Origin of the sequence: Mannheimia glucosida, assembly GCF_046267875.1 — a bacterium.
GTDB classification, from domain to species: Bacteria; Pseudomonadota; Gammaproteobacteria; order Enterobacterales; family Pasteurellaceae; genus Mannheimia; species Mannheimia glucosida.
On sequence record NZ_CP176502.1, the window covers coordinates 923,805 to 940,415 of the forward strand.

Here is a 16,611-nt window from a genome sequence, read left to right on the forward strand (position 1 = left end):
AGCGGTATTTTTAGAAAAAACCTCCGAGAGCGGTTATTTTTCGGAGGTTTTTTGCAAATGAGGATTTACATCGTTGAAATGTATTTCAACATCACCCCCGCTGCAATCGCAGAGCCAATCACGCCGGCAACGTTTGGGCCCATTGCGTGCATTAACAAGAAGTTTTGTTTATCGTACTCTTGTCCGACTTTGTTTGATACCCGTGCAGCCATCGGCACGGCAGAAACACCCGCTGAGCCGATAAGTGGGTTGATTTTGTGCTGACTAAAGCGGTTCATTATTTTCGCCATAATCACACCGCTTGCAGTGCCGATCCCAAAGGCAATCACGCCCAATACTAAAATGCCTAGTGTTTGTGGTTGTAAGAATTTGTCTGCGACCAATTTTGCTCCCACTGATAACCCTAAGAAAATCGTCACGATATTGATTAACGCATTTTGGGCGGTGTCGTTTAAGCGTTCTACTACGCCACTGGTACGCAGTAAGTTGCCAAAACAGAACATTCCCAATAACGGTGCCGCATCCGGTAGCAAGAGTGCCACTAATAATAGTAATACGATTGGGAAAATAATTTTCTCACGGTTGCTTACATTACGGAGCTGAACCATTCGGATTTTACGTTCCTGCTCGGTGGTTAATGCTTTCATAATCGGCGGCTGAATCAGTGGCACTAACGCCATATAAGAATAAGCCGCTACCGCAATCGCACCTAATAATTCAGGGGCAAGTTTGCTGGCAAGATAAATTGCGGTCGGACCATCTGCCCCGCCGATAATCCCAATCGCAGCGGCTTGTGGCAATGTGAAGTCGATAATGCCTAAGCAGTTTAGCCCTAATGCCCCTAGTACGGTGGCAAAAATGCCAAATTGAGCTGCCGCACCAAGCATTAACATTCGAGGATTGGCAAGTAAAGGGCCGAAATCAGTCATCGCCCCAACGCCCATAAAGATGATAAGAGGAGCAACACCATAGCCAATCGCCACTTTATAGAATAATGCCAACACACCGGCGGTATAGCCCATATCGCCAGCCATCACCTCAAGCTCATTTTGAACAGAGGGAGAAGCCAGAGCAATGGCATCTTTAATCGAATGCAGATCAAGGCTTGTACTGTTTACCTTAGCTGCAATAATTACCAGTTGCTCGGCAGAACCGCTGTGGAGTAAATTGTCTAATGCCGTCATTGCCATACCGGCTTCCGGAATGTTTGACATCAAACCACCAAAGCCAATAGGCAGTAGTAAAAGCGGTTCGAATTTTCGGGCGATGGCAAGCCAAAGCAACACTAAACTGATGACAATCATAATCGCTTGCCCCAGTTCTAAATGCATTAGCCCCATCCCTTTAAAAAGTGCAATAATACTTTCCATACCCGACTCCTAGGCAATACTCATTAAAGTATCATTTACCGCCACAACATCGCCTTGTTTGACATTAATGCCTTGAATCGTGCCGGATTTTGCCGCACAAATTTGGGTTTCCATTTTCATTGCTTCAAGAATCAATAGCACATCACCTTCCGCAACTTGTTGCCCCTCTTTCACTTCTACTTTCAAAATATTCCCCGCCATTGGAGCATTCACCGGTTCGGCATTGGCTAGCGGTGTATTTGCAGATTTTGGGGCAGAATCGACCGCTTGTGGAGCAGGAGTGGCTGGGGTTGGGGCGATATTGGTAATGTCTCCACCTTCACTTACTTTCACTACAAAGGCTTTGCCTTCAAGCTCAACGGTATAAACGGCTGAACCGGATTGTGCTTGAGCTTTTGGTGCAGAAGCAGCGGAGGTTTGTGCCGGTTTTACGTCATCAGCACTTGGCACAGGCTCAAAGGCAGACGGATTATTGCGGTTTTCCAAATATTTCCAGCCCACTTGTTGGAAGAGTGCCACAATCAATACATCATCAATGGTGTTTTCAGATAGCGTAATGCCTTTTTCTTTTGCACTTGCAGTCACTTCTGCCACTAATTTTTCCAGTTCCGGCGGAAGATGATCGGCTGGGCGGTCGGTAATTGGCTCTGCCCCCTCAAGCACTCTGTCTTGCAAGGCTTTGTTTACCGGTGCCGGTGTGCGACCATATTCACCTTTCAAAATACCTGCGGTTTCTTTGGCGATGGTTTTATAACGTTCGCCCATTAATACGTTCATTACTGCTTGTGTGCCGACAATTTGTGAGGTTGGTGTGACCAACGGAATATTACCTAAATCTTCCCGTACACGAGGAATTTCTTGTAAAACCAAGTCTAATTTATCTGACGCATTTTGTTGCTTGAGTTGGCTTTCGAGGTTGGTTAGCATACCGCCCGGCACTTGGGCAACCAAAATACGGCTATCCACACCACGGAGCTGTCCTTCAAATTTTGCATATTTCTTACGCACGTTACGGAAGTAGACAGAGATTTTCTCCAGAGCTGGAATGCTCAAGCCGGTTTCATACGGCGTGCCTTGAAGCGTGGCAACAATAGACTCGGTTGCCGGGTGACCATAAGTTCCGGACATCGATGAAATGGAGGTATCAACACCATCGACACCGGCTTCAATCGCTTTGAGCAACGCCATTTCAGCCATACCGGTGGTTGAATGGCAATGCAGATGTAGCTCAATATCGTAGCGTTTTTTAATTTCGCTCACTAATTCATAGGCTGCCATCGGCGTTAAAATGCCCGACATATCTTTGATCACCAACGAATCCACGCCAATTTCCAATAATTGCTCGGTTACATCCAACCACGTTTGCAGGGTATGAACCGGGCTTGTGGTGTAACTCAACGTGCCTTGTGCGTGTCCGCCGTGTTTTTTGACCGCTTGTAATGCCGCTTGCATATTGCGAGGGTCGTTTAGGGCATCAAACACACGGAACACACTCATCCCGTTTGCAACCGAACGCTCGACAAATTTATCTACCACATCATCGGCATAATGGCGATAACCCAATAAGTTTTGCCCACGCAGCAGCATTTGCATTGGGGTTTTCGGCATTGCTTTTTTCAGCTCACGCAAACGCACCCACGGATCTTCGCCTAAAAAACGAATACAACTGTCAAAAGTTGCTCCGCCCCAAGTTTCTAACGACCAATAGCCGATATTATCCAGCTCGGCAGCAATCGGTAACATATCGTCTAAGCGTAAACGAGTCGCAAAAAGGGATTGGTGTGCATCACGCAAAACCACATCGGTAATCGCAATTTTTTTCGGTTGAGTTGTCATAATCAAATTCCTTCTAATTATTTTATTTTTGAAATCTTGTTAATGTTGCCCGTTAATTCGACGATGATGAGCAATCGCAGCGGCAATCACAGGGCGTAAACGCTCTAAATCATCTGGGGGAGATTGAGGCACAGTTTTAGAGGCTGGAATAGAAACAGGTTCGGGGAAATATTGATTGATAATCTTGGAAATAAAGCTGATGGCATAAATTAAAACCAGCAGGAACAGCATAACAAATCCCATTCCGGCTACCATTAAATTTATACCTTCCGCAAAGAGTTCTGCAGGTGCCATAATTTATCCTTAAAATGTAGAAATGATGAAGAAAATGTAGAAAAAATTCAGATTTATTTCAAATTATTTAGCCTCAAAATGAGTGGTAGATCACAAACTTTAAACGCAAGCGGTCAGATTTTACAAATTTTTTACAAGAGTAGTTAAAATTTGCAAAACCTGACCTTAGGTTAGCTTGAAGCTAAGTCGTTATGCCATTAGCCCCGAAATATATTTTGAAAGGGTCATTGCACTTAGCACCGCCATTAGAATCACCACAATCGCCCCTGAAACGGTCATCCACACAGGGTGTTTGTAGTCGCCCACAATCTTGGTTTTGTGAGCTGCCAGCAGAATTAACCCGAGGGAAATCGGTAGAATTAAGCCGTTAAGCGTCCCTACAAACACCAAGACTTGTGCCGGTCTGCCGATGGTTGCCAGCACGGCGGTTGAAACCACAATAAAGGCGACAATGAAACAGTTTTTGTGTTTTTCGATAAATGGCGAGAATGAAGTAATGAAGGAAACCGAGGTATAAGCCGCCCCAATCACAGAGGTAATGGAGGCTGCCCAAATCACCACGCCGAAGATCATCAAACCGACATCGCCGGCAACGTGGGCAAATGGGGTAGCCGCAGGGTTTTTCGGATCAAGTTGCACGCCCATTGACACCACGCCCAGCACCGCTAAAAACAGTACCACACGCATAATTGAGGCGATTAAAATGGCTGACACCGAGCTTTTGCTCACCTCTTTTAAATTCTCTTTGCCTTTAATGCCTGCATCAAGCAAACGGTGCGCACCAGCAAAGGTGATGTATCCACCAACAGTTCCGCCCACAAGCGTGACAATCGCAATCACGTCTAATTTTTCCGGCACAAAGGTATGCACCACCGCATCGCCGATTGGCGGATTGGCTTTTACGGCAACGAAGATGGTTAAAGCGATCATCACAAAGCCCATAATTTGAGCAAATCTGTCCATCACTTTACCGGCTTCACGGAACAGGAACACGCCCACGGCAATCGCACCGCTGACCACCGCACCCATTTCAGGGGAAAATCCGGTGAGAATATTTAGCCCTAAACCTGCACCGCCCACGTTGCCGATATTAAAGGCTAAACCGCCCATCACGATAAGCAGAGCCAGAAAGTAACCTGCCCCCGGCAATACGGCATTGGCGATGTCTTGAGCTTTCTTTTCCGATACTGCTACAATTCGCCAAATATTCAGTTGAGCACCGATATCAAGCAAGATCGAGAGTAAGATCACAAAGCCGAAGCTGGCAAGTAGGGTTTGGGTGAAGGTGGCGGTTTGGGTTAAGAACCCCGGCCCGATGGCGGAGGTCGCCATTAAAAATGCTGCGCCGAGTAGGGCGCTACGGTTGTTGTTTGACATTGTGTTTTTCCTTTTTTTGTTGTTTTGTTAAAAAATCTATATTTTGAACACTACAAGCGGTCATGAAAATTTGCAAAAGGTGTGAATAATGCATCACTTCCCCGTCTGAGCGACTTGCGATTTCTAGGAAAATTTGTACTGTTTGAGCGTAGCGAGTTTACAAATTTTCCGTGAAGGAAATCGCAATCAAGCGAAGTTCGGGTCGTCTTTCTTTTGGTTACTTTTCTTTGACGAAGCAAAGAAAAGTAACGGAGAGATTAGGTCGGAGTGAGATAATTATGCTTTAACTAAAACTCCTTTTATCTCCAATTTCTCCCGAATCCGTTTCGCAAACACCACAGCGTGTTCGCCGTCACCGTGTAAGCAAATGCTGTCGGCTTTAATCGCCACATTGCCACCATCGACTGTCGGCACCGTACCATCTAGCACCATTTGTAGCACCTGATTGATTGCCTCTTCATCGCTTTCGACCATTGCATCAGCACGGGTACGGGGAACGAGCGAGCCATCGGCTAAATAGTGGCGGTCGGCAAAGACTTCGGAAATGGTTTCCAAACCGTGCTGTTCGGCAACACTTAGCATTAGGCTACCGGATAAGCCCATCAGTTTGAGCTTAGGGTCGAACTGTTTGACGGTGTCGGCGATAAGTGTAGCAAGGTGAGGGTCTTTGGCGGCCATATTGTATAAAGCGCCGTGCGGTTTAACGTAGCTCATCGGCATATTTTCCGCATCACATAAGGCTTTGGCGGCTCCCAGTTGGTAGAGCAGACAGGCTTTAAGTTCATCATCGGGCAGTTGCATATTGGTACGCCCAAAGTTTTCCCTATCTGGAAAACTCGGGTGAGCGCCAACTCGCACGCTGTTTTCCTTCGCCCAGTTAATCGCTTTACGCATTTCATTGTAATCACCGGCGTGCAAGCCACAGCAGACATTGGCCGAGGTGACGAGCTGTAATAATGAATGATCGTTGCCACAACCTTCGGCAAGATCGACATTTAAATCAACGTGCTTCATTGACTTTTCTCCGAATTGTTTCCAAATAATTTTGATCTTTTTGATAAATTTCGACCGCTTGTTCATGGCTTACTTGCTCAAATTGCACCGTTGAGCCGAACGGATTTTGTGCCAACCGCCCGAGATCGGCCTGAATAATGCAGGCAATTTTCGGATAACCACCGGTGGTTTGGGCATCTGCCATCAGCACAATCGGCTGGCCGTCCGGCGGCACTTGCACCGTACCACTCGGGGCTGCGTAGGAGAGCATTTCAAGGGAAGCGGTCAATTCCAACGCTTTTTCTGCAAAACGGTAGCCCATACGGTTGCTGTTGTTTTGCAGTTGCCACCCTTGTTGCCAAAAGCGTTCACGGCTATCTGCAGTAAAGGCTTCATATTCGCTCGAAGTGGTGGCTCGAATGCGTGAGGTGAAATCAATCGGCTCAATCGACATCAAAGAAAGTCGGCTGTCTCTGCGACCTGTGGCGATGTTGTCGCCGGCTTTTAACATTCTGCCTTGAAAACCGCCAAATTGGGCTTTGAGATCGGTACTTGCCGAACCTAATACCTGCGGCACCAGAAAACCGCCTGCCAAGCATAAATAGGCGTAATTGCCGAGAACAATCCGTTTTATCGTCAGCGTTTGGCGAGCGTTGGCAGTGTAGCGGTAATAGGAAAAAACCGGCGTGTCGTCCAGCTCCGCCTCCACCAATGCACCGGTGAGGCAAAATGGCGTGTCGCAATCAAAGGTAATCCGCATTCCGCCAAGGGTAAGTTCAATCGCAGGTGCATTATTTGCATTTTTTAACAATAAATTACCCGCTTGTAAGGCAAGGCTGTCCATCGCACCGCCGTGGCTCACGCCTAAATGGCGATAACCATAACGCCCTAAATCTTGAATGTGGGCAAAACCCTGTATTTTTTCGATATAAATCATAGCGTTATACTCTCCGCCACAAATCTAACATTATCGCCGGCTGTAAGTAGCGTTGGCGGATTGTGTTGAATATCAAACAACGGTAACTCGGTTCGTCCTAACAGTTGCCAGCCACCTGGTGAGGTAAAGGGATAAATGCCTGTTTGACTGCCGCCGATGCCGACCGAACCGGCAGGGACTTTGGTGCGAGGCACGTTTCGGCGTGGGGTGTGTAAATTTTGCGGTAAGCTGTTGAGGTAAGGAAAGCCGGGTTGAAAGCCGATCATAAACACGGTGTAAGTCGGTTCAGTATGACGGCGGATAATCTCTTCGGGAGTGGTATTGTGGAATTGGGCGACTTCAAACAGATCTTCGCCAAATTCACCGCCGTAATGGACAGGGATTTCAATCAGGCGTGGGGATTGTGTGGCTTGGGCTTGGTCGTTTTCCCAGAGTTGTTGAACTGCTTGGATAAGGCGTGCGCTATCGGTGCCGATGGCGTGAAACAGGGTAAAATTGTTCATTCCTACCACCACTTCTAACACGCCGTCTAAGGCTCTTGCCTGTTCTGCAATGCGCCAAATCTGTTGCTGTTTGGCAAGCTCGGCAGGCGGTTCGACTAAGCAGAGCAGGGAATGTTCGCTGGTATGATAAATTGTCAGCATAATTGCCCTCAAATTGTTACAAAAAGGTAACAACTTTTTACGCTGATATATTCAGAGTGTCAATTTTATTTTGTTGAAAATGTGAAATAGCTCTTATTTTTCAGAAATCTGATCATTTCTTATTCGCCAAAACGTTGCAAATCTGGGCTTACCTGATTCTGTTATCCCTCGATATTTATAGGTAATGATTGAGCCTATTGGTGGTGGATTTTCTCGATCTTTATCCTTAAACCCCGAGCCGATGCGAAACCGCCCTCGTTGATTTTCGCAAGTTATTGCCCCCATTTTGTCGGCATATTTCCCCTTGCCTTTATGATGAGCAACGACAGTGCATTCTTCATCTAAAACCGGTTTGATTTTCAAAATTTGGGCAGAACGACCTTGAATATAGTTGGCATCAGGGTTACGAACAATAACTCCTTCGCCACCTTGTTCCAGCACAGATTGGTAAAATTGTTGAAGGTGGGCTTTATCTTGAATATGAATTTGCTCAATAATAGTGATATAGGGCGTTGGGTGTTGCTTTAGGTAATTTTTTAAGGTTGCCAGCCGTTCAATTAAATTCCCTTGTGCATTTGGCACATCGAACACCTGTAATTTTAGTTTGTGCCAACCTTTGGGCTGAGCGGAACGCACAATGCTTGAAATTTCCTCGAATTTGCCCCGTTCGCTAAACAGTTCGCCATCAATCGCAAAGGGCGGGAAATCTTTGATAAAATAGTCGGGCGGATTTAGCGGATAGCCTTGGCGGCTGATGAGCTGTTTGCCGTCCCAAAAGCCTCGCACGCCATCAAGTTTTTCTGACATTACCCAACCGTTGATTTCTTGATCTTGATATTGCCCAACCAGCATTAACTCGGGCGATTTGGCAAAAATAGGGTTACAAGTGAAGAGTAGGAATAAGAGCAGTTTTTTCATAGCCTCTCCGAAATAGTGCCTCCGAATATGCAAAGCACTATAACGGAAAGTGTACAAGCGGTCAGAAATGAATCTTAATTTTTCGACACAGATCGCAAAATTTTCCGAAAAAATTATTCACAATCCTTGTCAGGATTATTCACAGCTTCGCTGCCGTTGGCAAAGCCAACGTTCAAAAAGCGATGCTTTTTGTGACCTTTTGTGTGAGAAATTTAACGCACTGTTTGAATTAAAGCAGAAATATCTTCGCTAAAGGTTTCCAACTTCGCCATTTCTTCAATTTGACTATGCGAATATTTCTTCGCATTATACACAACTACCATACTCACATCGCCCACTTGCAAGAAATTACTTTCGCCAAAAGGCGTGTAGCGTGTTGCCCCAACACTGATAATCGCTTTAGTTGGGTAGTTCGCCTGTTTTAGCATTTCGGCAATGTTATTCATTGGGCCTTCATCGGGCTGATTGTTCATTCTCTCTACAATCCAATCGAGCAGTTTTTGGTGGAAATAGCTGTACTCCACCGCTGGGCTGTCAATGCCGTAGGCATTCAGTTCACCGTTTCGTTTATGGAAACAGGCAATATTGTAATTATCTAGTGTACTGCCTTTGTTGAAATTATCTAACGGAAGGTGAGTTGCAGAAAGTCCTTTAGATGAAGCTCCCCAGTTTTTCTTTTCGCAGATTTTATTCGCATTCGGTCGGCGGATAGAGCAGTCATTATAAGCCGCAAAATGGGTTGGAGTGAGTGAAACCACCTGCTGATCTTGGTAGCTAATTTCACAAATTAACGCCACTTCCGGCTCAATTTGCAGATTATCAGCATCACGCGGGAAATTAATCGCCTCGCTTGAAAGTGGGTAGGTGGATAAAAACTGGTAGTTCCCTAAATTATCCGCCGGCACATAAAACGGGAAAATCGCTTTTGGCTGTACCGTTTCCGCTGTTTTCACTTTCGCAAAATCTGCTGCCTCGCCCGCTTGTTCCAAATGCCCGGCAAAATTGCCAGCGACGCCTAAACCGATAAAGTGTTCCATAATCTACTCCTTAATTGGTAAAAGTTGGATAAAATTTTACCGCTTGTAACCAAAAATTGCGAATGTTTATTTTGAACTGATTTATTGAATTGAGATTAAATTTAGCCATATTTTGAACATAAAATTAGCGCTTTGTTATAAAAATAGGCAATCGGTCATTTTTTTCAAATTTTTTACAAAAACCACTTGCGTTGTTTTTGATTTTCCCTATAATACGCAGCACACAACGACGCACTGTTGTGAACGATTTAAAATTGATTTCCAGTGCGTCGTTTCTTTTTGTTCTTTAACAATTTATCAGACAATCTGTGTGGGCACTTGTTGATTGACTTGATTGAAAATATTTTTTTAATTTTGAAGTCTTAATAGGTGCTAACTAGAAATTCATTACTTTCTTTTAACCTGATTTTAATTAGGTTTAAATTTGAAAGTGCGATTTTATGTCAGCAGTATTGAGCGATTAAACTTTTTGAATTGAAGAGTTTGATCATGGCTCAGATTGAACGCTGGCGGCAGGCTTAACACATGCAAGTCGAACGGTAGCAGGAAGAAGCTTGCTTCTTTGCTGACGAGTGGCGGACGGGTGAGTAATGCTTGGGAATCTGGCTTATGGAGGGGGATAACTACTGGAAACGGTAGCTAATACCGCGTAATGTCTTAGGACTAAAGGGTGGGACCATTTGGCCACCTGCCATAAGATGAGCCCAAGTGGGATTAGGTAGTTGGTGAGGTAAAGGCTCACCAAGCCCGCGATCTCTAGCTGGTCTGAGAGGATGACCAGCCACACTGGAACTGAGACACGGTCCAGACTCCTACGGGAGGCAGCAGTGGGGAATATTGCACAATGGGGGGAACCCTGATGCAGCCATGCCGCGTGAATGAAGAAGGCCTTCGGGTTGTAAAGTTCTTTCGGTGACGAGGAAGGCGATTGTTTTAATAGAACAGTCGATTGACGTTAATCACAGAAGAAGCACCGGCTAACTCCGTGCCAGCAGCCGCGGTAATACGGGGGGTGCGAGCGTTAATCGGAATAACTGGGCGTAAAGGGCACGCAGGCGGTTGTTTAAGTGAGGTGTGAAAGCCCCGGGCTTAACCTGGGAATTGCATTTCAGACTGGACAACTAGAGTACTTTAGGGAGGGGTAGAATTCCACGTGTAGCGGTGAAATGCGTAGAGATGTGGAGGAATACCGAAGGCGAAGGCAGCCCCTTGGGAATGTACTGACGCTCATGTGCGAAAGCGTGGGGAGCAAACAGGATTAGATACCCTGGTAGTCCACGCCGTAAACGCTGTCGATTTGGGGATTGGGCTTTAAGCTTGGTGCCCGTAGCTAACGTGATAAATCGACCGCCTGGGGAGTACGGCCGCAAGGTTAAAACTCAAATGAATTGACGGGGGCCCGCACAAGCGGTGGAGCATGTGGTTTAATTCGATGCAACGCGAAGAACCTTACCTACTCTTGACATCCATGGAATCTTGTAGAGATATGAGAGTGCCTTCGGGAACCATGAGACAGGTGCTGCATGGCTGTCGTCAGCTCGTGTTGTGAAATGTTGGGTTAAGTCCCGCAACGAGCGCAACCCTTATCCTTTGTTGCCAGCGATACGGTCGGGAACTCAAAGGAGACTGCCGGTGATAAACCGGAGGAAGGTGGGGATGACGTCAAGTCATCATGGCCCTTACGAGTAGGGCTACACACGTGCTACAATGGCGTATACAGAGGGCGGCGAGCCAGCGATGGGGAGCGAATCTCAGAAAGTACGTCTAAGTCCGGATTGGAGTCTGCAACTCGACTCCATGAAGTCGGAATCGCTAGTAATCGCAAATCAGAATGTTGCGGTGAATACGTTCCCGGGCCTTGTACACACCGCCCGTCACACCATGGGAGTGGGTTGTACCAGAAGTAGATAGCTTAACCGAAAGGGGGGCGTTTACCACGGTATGATTCATGACTGGGGTGAAGTCGTAACAAGGTAACCGTAGGGGAACCTGCGGTTGGATCACCTCCTTACCGATAATCAAGAACGACAGCAAGTGTTCACACAGATTGTTTGATAGATGAATGAGAGAAGATGAGTGAAAGATAGTCATTCAAGCGGTAAAAATCTTGAAGATTTTTGCAAAATTGGCTAAAATATTCCACTCACAAATGGCAAAGTGGAAAGCATCTTTAAATGTTGTCCCCATCGTCTAGAGGCCTAGGACATCGCCCTTTCACGGCGGTAACCGGGGTTCGAATCCCCGTGGGGACGCCATTTAAAGATGATTTTTATTGTCTTCTGTTCTTTAACAATATAGAAACAAGCTGAAAAACTGAGAGATATTTCAAGTTCGTTACGCATAAGTAATTATACATAAGTGATAACGAATAAATTGAAAGTCTGAGTAGTAAAAAATCTTGACTGAACAAAAGCAGTCAAGTGTTTAGTTGTAAACTGACTTCATAGTTTTTTACTTTTTACTTTTAATTTTTTAGAAGTGTTAGAAAACATTTGAGGTTGTATAGTTAAGTGACTAAGCGCACAAGGTGGATGCCTTGGCAATCAGAGGCGATGAAGGACGTGCTAATCTGCGAAAAGCTTGGATGAGTCGATAAGAGGCGTTTAATCCAAGATGTCCGAATGGGGAAACCCAGTAGGTGAAGAACCTACTATCACCCAGTGAATACATAGCTGTGTGAGGCAAACCGGGAGAACTGAAACATCTAAGTACCCCGAGGAAAAGAAATCAACCGAGATTTCGTTAGTAGCGGCGAGCGAACGCGAAAGAGCCAGTTAGTGATAGCAGTGAAGTTAGGGGAATGTTCTGGGAAGGACAATCGTAGAGGGTGATAATCCCGTACCTTAAAACCTTATTGTGATACTAGGCTAACAACAAGTAGGGCGGGACACGTGATATCCTGTTTGAAGATGGGGGGACCATCCTCCAAGGCTAAATACTCCTGATTGACCGATAGTGAACCAGTACTGTGAAGGAAAGGCGAAAAGAACCCCGGTGAGGGGAGTGAAATAGAACCTGAAACCTTGTGCGTACAAGCAGTGGGAGCAGATTTATTCTGTGACTGCGTACCTTTTGTATAATGGGTCAGCGACTTATATTTTGTAGCAAGGTTAACTGAATAAGGGAGCCGAAGGGAAACCGAGTCTTAACTGGGCGTCTAGTTGCAAGGTATAGACCCGAAACCCGGTGATCTAGCCATGGGCAGGTTGAAGGTTGGGTAACACTAACTGGAGGACCGAACCGACTAATGTTGAAAAATTAGCGGATGACTTGTGGCTGGGGGTGAAAGGCCAATCAAACCGGGAGATAGCTGGTTCTCCCCGAAATCTATTTAGGTAGAGCCTTGAGCGGACACCTTCGGGGGTAGAGCACTGTTTCGGCTAGGGGTCCATCCCGGATTACCAACCCGATGCAAACTGCGAATACCGAAGAGTGATACTCAGGAGACACACGGTGGGTGCTAACGTCCATCGTGGAGAGGGAAACAACCCAGACCGCCAGCTAAGGTCCCAAAGTCTATATTAAGTGGGAAACGAAGTGGGAAGGCTTAGACAGCTAGGATGTTGGCTTAGAAGCAGCCACCATTTAAAGAAAGCGTAATAGCTCACTAGTCGAGTCGGCCTGCGCGGAAGATGTAACGGGGCTCAAATATAGCACCGAAGCTGCGGCATCAGACGAAAGTCTGTTGGGTAGGGGAGCGTCGTGTAAGCGGAAGAAGGTGGATTGAGAAGTCTGCTGGACGTATCACGAGTGCGAATGCTGACATAAGTAACGATAAAACGAGTGAAAAACTCGTTCGCCGGAAGACCAAGGGTTCCTGTCCAACGTTAATCGGGGCAGGGTGAGTCGGCCCCTAAGGCGAGGCTGAAAAGCGTAGTCGATGGGAAACGGGTTAATATTCCCGTACTTGTAATAACTGCGATGTGGGGACGGAGAAGGTTAGGTTAGCAGACTGTTGGATGTCTGTTTAAGCCGGTAGGTGGGAAGATTAGGCAAATCCGGTCTTCCTTAACACCGAGAAGTGATGACGAGTCTCTACGGAGATGAAGTAACTGATACCACGCTTCCAGGAAAAGCCACTAAGCTTCAGGTTATTATAAACCGTACTATAAACCGACACAGGTGGTCAGGTAGAGAATACTCAGGCGCTTGAGAGAACTCGGGTGAAGGAACTAGGCAAAATAGCACCGTAACTTCGGGAGAAGGTGCGCCGGCGTAGATTGTAACCCCTCGCGGGTGAAGGTTGAACCGGTCGAAGATACCAGCTGGCTGCAACTGTTTATTAAAAACACAGCACTCTGCAAACACGAAAGTGGACGTATAGGGTGTGATGCCTGCCCGGTGCTGGAAGGTTAATTGATGGTGTTATCGAAAGAGAAGCTCCTGATCGAAGCCCCAGTAAACGGCGGCCGTAACTATAACGGTCCTAAGGTAGCGAAATTCCTTGTCGGGTAAGTTCCGACCTGCACGAATGGCATAATGATGGCCAGGCTGTCTCCACCCGAGACTCAGTGAAATTGAAATCGCCGTGAAGATGCGGTGTACCCGCGGCTAGACGGAAAGACCCCGTGAACCTTTACTATAGCTTGACACTGAACATTGAATTTTGATGTGTAGGATAGGTGGGAGCCTTAGAAGCAGTCACGCCAGTGATTGTGGAGGCGTCCTTGAAATACCACCCTTTAACGTTTGATGTTCTAACGAAGATTACGAAACGTGGTCTCGGACAGTGTCTGGTGGGTAGTTTGACTGGGGCGGTCTCCTCCCAAAGAGTAACGGAGGAGCACGAAGGTTTGCTAATCACGGTCGGACATCGTGAGGTTAGTGCAATGGTATAAGCAAGCTTAACTGCGAGACAGACAAGTCGAGCAGGTGCGAAAGCAGGTCATAGTGATCCGGTGGTTCTGAATGGAAGGGCCATCGCTCAACGGATAAAAGGTACTCCGGGGATAACAGGCTGATACCGCCCAAGAGTTCATATCGACGGCGGTGTTTGGCACCTCGATGTCGGCTCATCACATCCTGGGGCTGAAGTAGGTCCCAAGGGTATGGCTGTTCGCCATTTAAAGTGGTACGCGAGCTGGGTTTAGAACGTCGTGAGACAGTTCGGTCCCTATCTGCCGTGGGCGTTGGAGAATTGAGAGGGGCTGCTCCTAGTACGAGAGGACCGGAGTGGACGCATCACTGGTGTTCCAGTTGTCTCGCCAGAGGCATTGCTGGGTAGCTACATGCGGAAGAGATAAGTGCTGAAAGCATCTAAGCACGAAACTTGCCTCGAGATGAGTTCTCCCACACAATAAGTGTGTAAGGGTTGTTGGAGACTACGACGTAGATAGGCTGGGTGTGTAAGTGTTGTGAGACATTGAGCTAACCAGTACTAATTGCCCGAGAGGCTTAACTATACAACGCTCAAATGTTTTTAGGCTTGTTTTTGTATTGAGAAGAAAGAACGAAAATAGAGAAGAAATGAATCAAAGTGAAGTTAATGGCATAATTAACTGAAACTGAAGATAGAAAAGAATTTTCCCGACGACAAGAGTGCTGTGGTCCTACCTGACCCCATACCGAACTCAGAAGTAAAACGCAGTGACGTCGATGGTAGTGTGGTGATTCGCCATGTGAGAGTAGAGCATCGTCGGGGTTTTAATTTTAAGCGAGATTGAGTGAAAGCGAAAACTTAATCAAAAGCGAAGCGCAAAGAAGAAGTAAATAAAAAGAAGAGCCGCCTGTAGAGATACAGGCGGTTTTTTGTTGTGGTGGTAAAGGTAAAAAACTCACGGAAAATGATAGCTTGTAATGGGTGCTATGCAAGCGGTCGTTTTTTTATGAAATTTTACAATTAAATATTATAAATAGAATCTTCAGAAAGCTTATGTTCAGACTATAATAAACACGGATCACTTTTTGCAGAAAATAGCCTGTTTTTAACCGCTTGTGCGACAGATAATTTAAATTTAGGCGTTTTGGCTGTTCAGTTATTGCCATTATGATTATATTAGTTCACCTAAAGTTTTAGTGTTGTTTCTTAAAGCTGAAGATACCAATGGGTGAGTAAGCGGTTTTTACCACTTTGAAGATAAATGCAATGGCTTCTTGTTTGAAGGATTAGTTGTATTTGGTCATAAAAAATCGGCATAGTAGACAAAAAGGTTGGTGTTTTGCAAAACTATGCCTCTATTAGACAAAAGGGTTGGTAATGATTATTTTTAGAGCATCATTACCGACTCTTTTTATTTAAAAAGTCCTGTATAAACAATATCTTATGCTTTCTCGTTAAACCACTATGTGGACGTAATTTATCCTTAAGTTCTTTAAATAACCCTTCTATCCTATTTGTCGTCTTTTCAATATTTAATTCAGGATACTTTTCATAAGTAAATAGATATTCAAAATATCGCTTAATACTGGCATAAGCACTTCTTACATGTCGATGTTTATAAGGATACTTTCCCTTTTCATTTGGTTTATCTGACCGCTCATTTAAAAAATCCTGATGTTTTATTTTCCAATAATAAATCCGTAAATAAAATTCATTTTTTGAGCTACTTTTTAATGTTTTTATTATCGCTTTTAATTCTCTTCCCGCGTGAGATTGATGTTTTTTCTTAATGTTCTCATCACGATTGCTACTAAATGAAATTGACACATTTGGGTAGGCGTATTGAGTAAATCTTTTAACAAGCCTTGCCGGCCATCACAGGTAATTGATTGAATGATATAACCTTTTTCCCTTAAATAATTGATGGCTTTCTTGTAATAGATATCTTTTTCCGTTTTCACAATTTGATGATAAATCACTTTGGTTGAAAGACTATCAATAAATACCATCACGCCAAAATCACGATGAAAAAAGGTCGTATCAATAATTAGGTTTAAATATTTATTTTGAGGGGGACTTAATAAGGCTTTAGGCGATTTTTCTATATGTCGTTGAATCGTTCTCACGGAACAATGATATTTATTCGCTAATTGTTGGTAGGTTTGTTTTCCAACGGAATAATCAAGCCAAATGTGAAGAGAATTTAATTTGGGCTTTAGGGTAAATACTTTATTACAAGCTAAACATTTATAACGCTGCAGCTTATTTTTAAAGCCATACTTTTGTGTGTTTAAAGATTGGTAAAAAGGACAAGTTTTTATTCATATTTTAAAAAAGTGGGTTAAAGCCTTGTAATATAAGGCTTTAACCCACTTTTTACCAACCT

9 protein-coding genes, 1 tRNA gene, 3 rRNA genes and 1 pseudogene are annotated in these 16,611 nt (G+C 45.1%); 4 read left to right on the forward strand and 10 right to left on the reverse strand.

Features of this window, described 5'->3' with window-relative positions:
- Positions 1–65: 65 nt before the first annotated feature.
- From ACJ7Z2_RS04590 to ACJ7Z2_RS04630, 9 genes are all read right to left on the reverse strand, one after another.
- Positions 66–1,370, reverse strand: coding sequence for a sodium ion-translocating decarboxylase subunit beta (locus tag ACJ7Z2_RS04590; protein WP_409500934.1), 1,305 nt, complete (start codon positions 1,368–1,370; stop codon positions 66–68).
- Positions 1,371–1,379: 9 nt separating this feature from the next.
- Positions 1,380–3,206 carry a sodium-extruding oxaloacetate decarboxylase subunit alpha gene (oadA, locus tag ACJ7Z2_RS04595; RefSeq protein WP_409500935.1) on the reverse strand — a complete coding sequence of 609 codons (1,827 nt, stop codon included), beginning with the start codon at positions 3,204–3,206 and terminating at the stop codon, positions 1,380–1,382.
- 39 nt (positions 3,207–3,245) lie between these two features.
- The gene (locus ACJ7Z2_RS04600; RefSeq protein WP_006250475.1) at positions 3,246–3,500 is read right to left on the reverse strand and encodes an oxaloacetate decarboxylase subunit gamma; all 255 of its coding nucleotides are present in this window, start codon (positions 3,498–3,500) and stop codon (positions 3,246–3,248) included.
- A gap of 189 nt (positions 3,501–3,689) precedes the next feature.
- A complete protein-coding gene (locus tag ACJ7Z2_RS04605) occupies positions 3,690–4,877 on the reverse strand; it encodes an NRAMP family divalent metal transporter (RefSeq protein ID WP_409500936.1) in 1,188 nt (395 codons plus the stop codon).
- A gap of 276 nt (positions 4,878–5,153) precedes the next feature.
- Positions 5,154–5,891 carry a 5-oxoprolinase subunit PxpA gene (pxpA, locus tag ACJ7Z2_RS04610; RefSeq protein WP_409500937.1) on the reverse strand — a complete coding sequence of 246 codons (738 nt, stop codon included), beginning with the start codon at positions 5,889–5,891 and terminating at the stop codon, positions 5,154–5,156.
- A complete protein-coding gene (locus tag ACJ7Z2_RS04615) occupies positions 5,878–6,807 on the reverse strand; it encodes a biotin-dependent carboxyltransferase family protein (protein WP_409500938.1) in 930 nt (309 codons plus the stop codon). Before ACJ7Z2_RS04615 ends, pxpA begins: the two co-directional genes overlap by 14 nt.
- The gene (pxpB, locus tag ACJ7Z2_RS04620) at positions 6,804–7,451 is read right to left on the reverse strand and encodes a 5-oxoprolinase subunit PxpB (protein ID WP_409500939.1); all 648 of its coding nucleotides are present in this window, start codon (positions 7,449–7,451) and stop codon (positions 6,804–6,806) included. Before pxpB ends, ACJ7Z2_RS04615 begins: the two co-directional genes overlap by 4 nt.
- Before the next feature lie 93 nt (positions 7,452–7,544).
- On the reverse strand, positions 7,545–8,369 hold the full coding sequence (locus ACJ7Z2_RS04625) for a DNA ligase (protein ID WP_409500940.1): 825 nt from the start codon (positions 8,367–8,369) through the stop codon (positions 7,545–7,547).
- 212 nt (positions 8,370–8,581) lie between these two features.
- Positions 8,582–9,406 (reverse strand): DUF5718 family protein, encoded by an 825-nt coding sequence (locus tag ACJ7Z2_RS04630; RefSeq protein ID WP_409500941.1) that lies wholly within the window; start codon positions 9,404–9,406, stop codon positions 8,582–8,584.
- Between the two features lie 471 nt (positions 9,407–9,877).
- Between ACJ7Z2_RS04630 and ACJ7Z2_RS04635 the strand changes: the two genes are divergently transcribed.
- From ACJ7Z2_RS04635 to rrf, 4 genes are all read left to right on the forward strand, one after another.
- Positions 9,878–11,417: ribosomal RNA gene (locus tag ACJ7Z2_RS04635) — 16S ribosomal RNA — on the forward strand.
- Positions 11,418–11,585: 168 nt separating this feature from the next.
- A tRNA-Glu gene (locus ACJ7Z2_RS04640) sits at positions 11,586–11,661 on the forward strand.
- Positions 11,662–11,910: 249 nt separating this feature from the next.
- Positions 11,911–14,808, forward strand: a 23S ribosomal RNA gene (locus tag ACJ7Z2_RS04645).
- 123 nt (positions 14,809–14,931) lie between these two features.
- Positions 14,932–15,047 (forward strand): 5S ribosomal RNA (gene rrf, locus ACJ7Z2_RS04650).
- Together the 16S, 23S and 5S rRNA genes with 1 tRNA gene alongside form the textbook arrangement of a ribosomal RNA operon.
- 576 nt (positions 15,048–15,623) lie before the next feature.
- Here rrf and ACJ7Z2_RS04655 read toward each other — a convergent pair.
- Positions 15,624–16,546, reverse strand: a pseudogene (locus ACJ7Z2_RS04655) (transposase).
- Positions 16,547–16,611: the final 65 nt, after the last annotated feature.

Excerpts from the sequence above, each read along its gene's own strand:
- ACJ7Z2_RS04590 (WP_409500934.1), bottom strand. The coding sequence starts at position 1,370 with ATGGAAAGTATTATTGCACTTTTTAAAGGGATGGGGCTAATGCATTTA.
- oadA (WP_409500935.1), bottom strand. The coding sequence starts at position 3,206 with ATGACAACTCAACCGAAAAAAATTGCGATTACCGATGTGGTTTTGCGT.
- ACJ7Z2_RS04600 (WP_006250475.1), bottom strand. The coding sequence starts at position 3,500 with ATGGCACCTGCAGAACTCTTTGCGGAAGGTATAAATTTAATGGTAGCC.
- ACJ7Z2_RS04605 (WP_409500936.1), bottom strand. The coding sequence starts at position 4,877 with ATGTCAAACAACAACCGTAGCGCCCTACTCGGCGCAGCATTTTTAATG.
- pxpA (WP_409500937.1), bottom strand. The coding sequence starts at position 5,891 with ATGAAGCACGTTGATTTAAATGTCGATCTTGCCGAAGGTTGTGGCAAC.
- ACJ7Z2_RS04615 (WP_409500938.1), bottom strand. The coding sequence starts at position 6,807 with ATGATTTATATCGAAAAAATACAGGGTTTTGCCCACATTCAAGATTTA.
- pxpB (WP_409500939.1), bottom strand. The coding sequence starts at position 7,451 with ATGCTGACAATTTATCATACCAGCGAACATTCCCTGCTCTGCTTAGTC.
- ACJ7Z2_RS04625 (WP_409500940.1), bottom strand. The coding sequence starts at position 8,369 with ATGAAAAAACTGCTCTTATTCCTACTCTTCACTTGTAACCCTATTTTT.
- ACJ7Z2_RS04630 (WP_409500941.1), bottom strand. The coding sequence starts at position 9,406 with ATGGAACACTTTATCGGTTTAGGCGTCGCTGGCAATTTTGCCGGGCAT.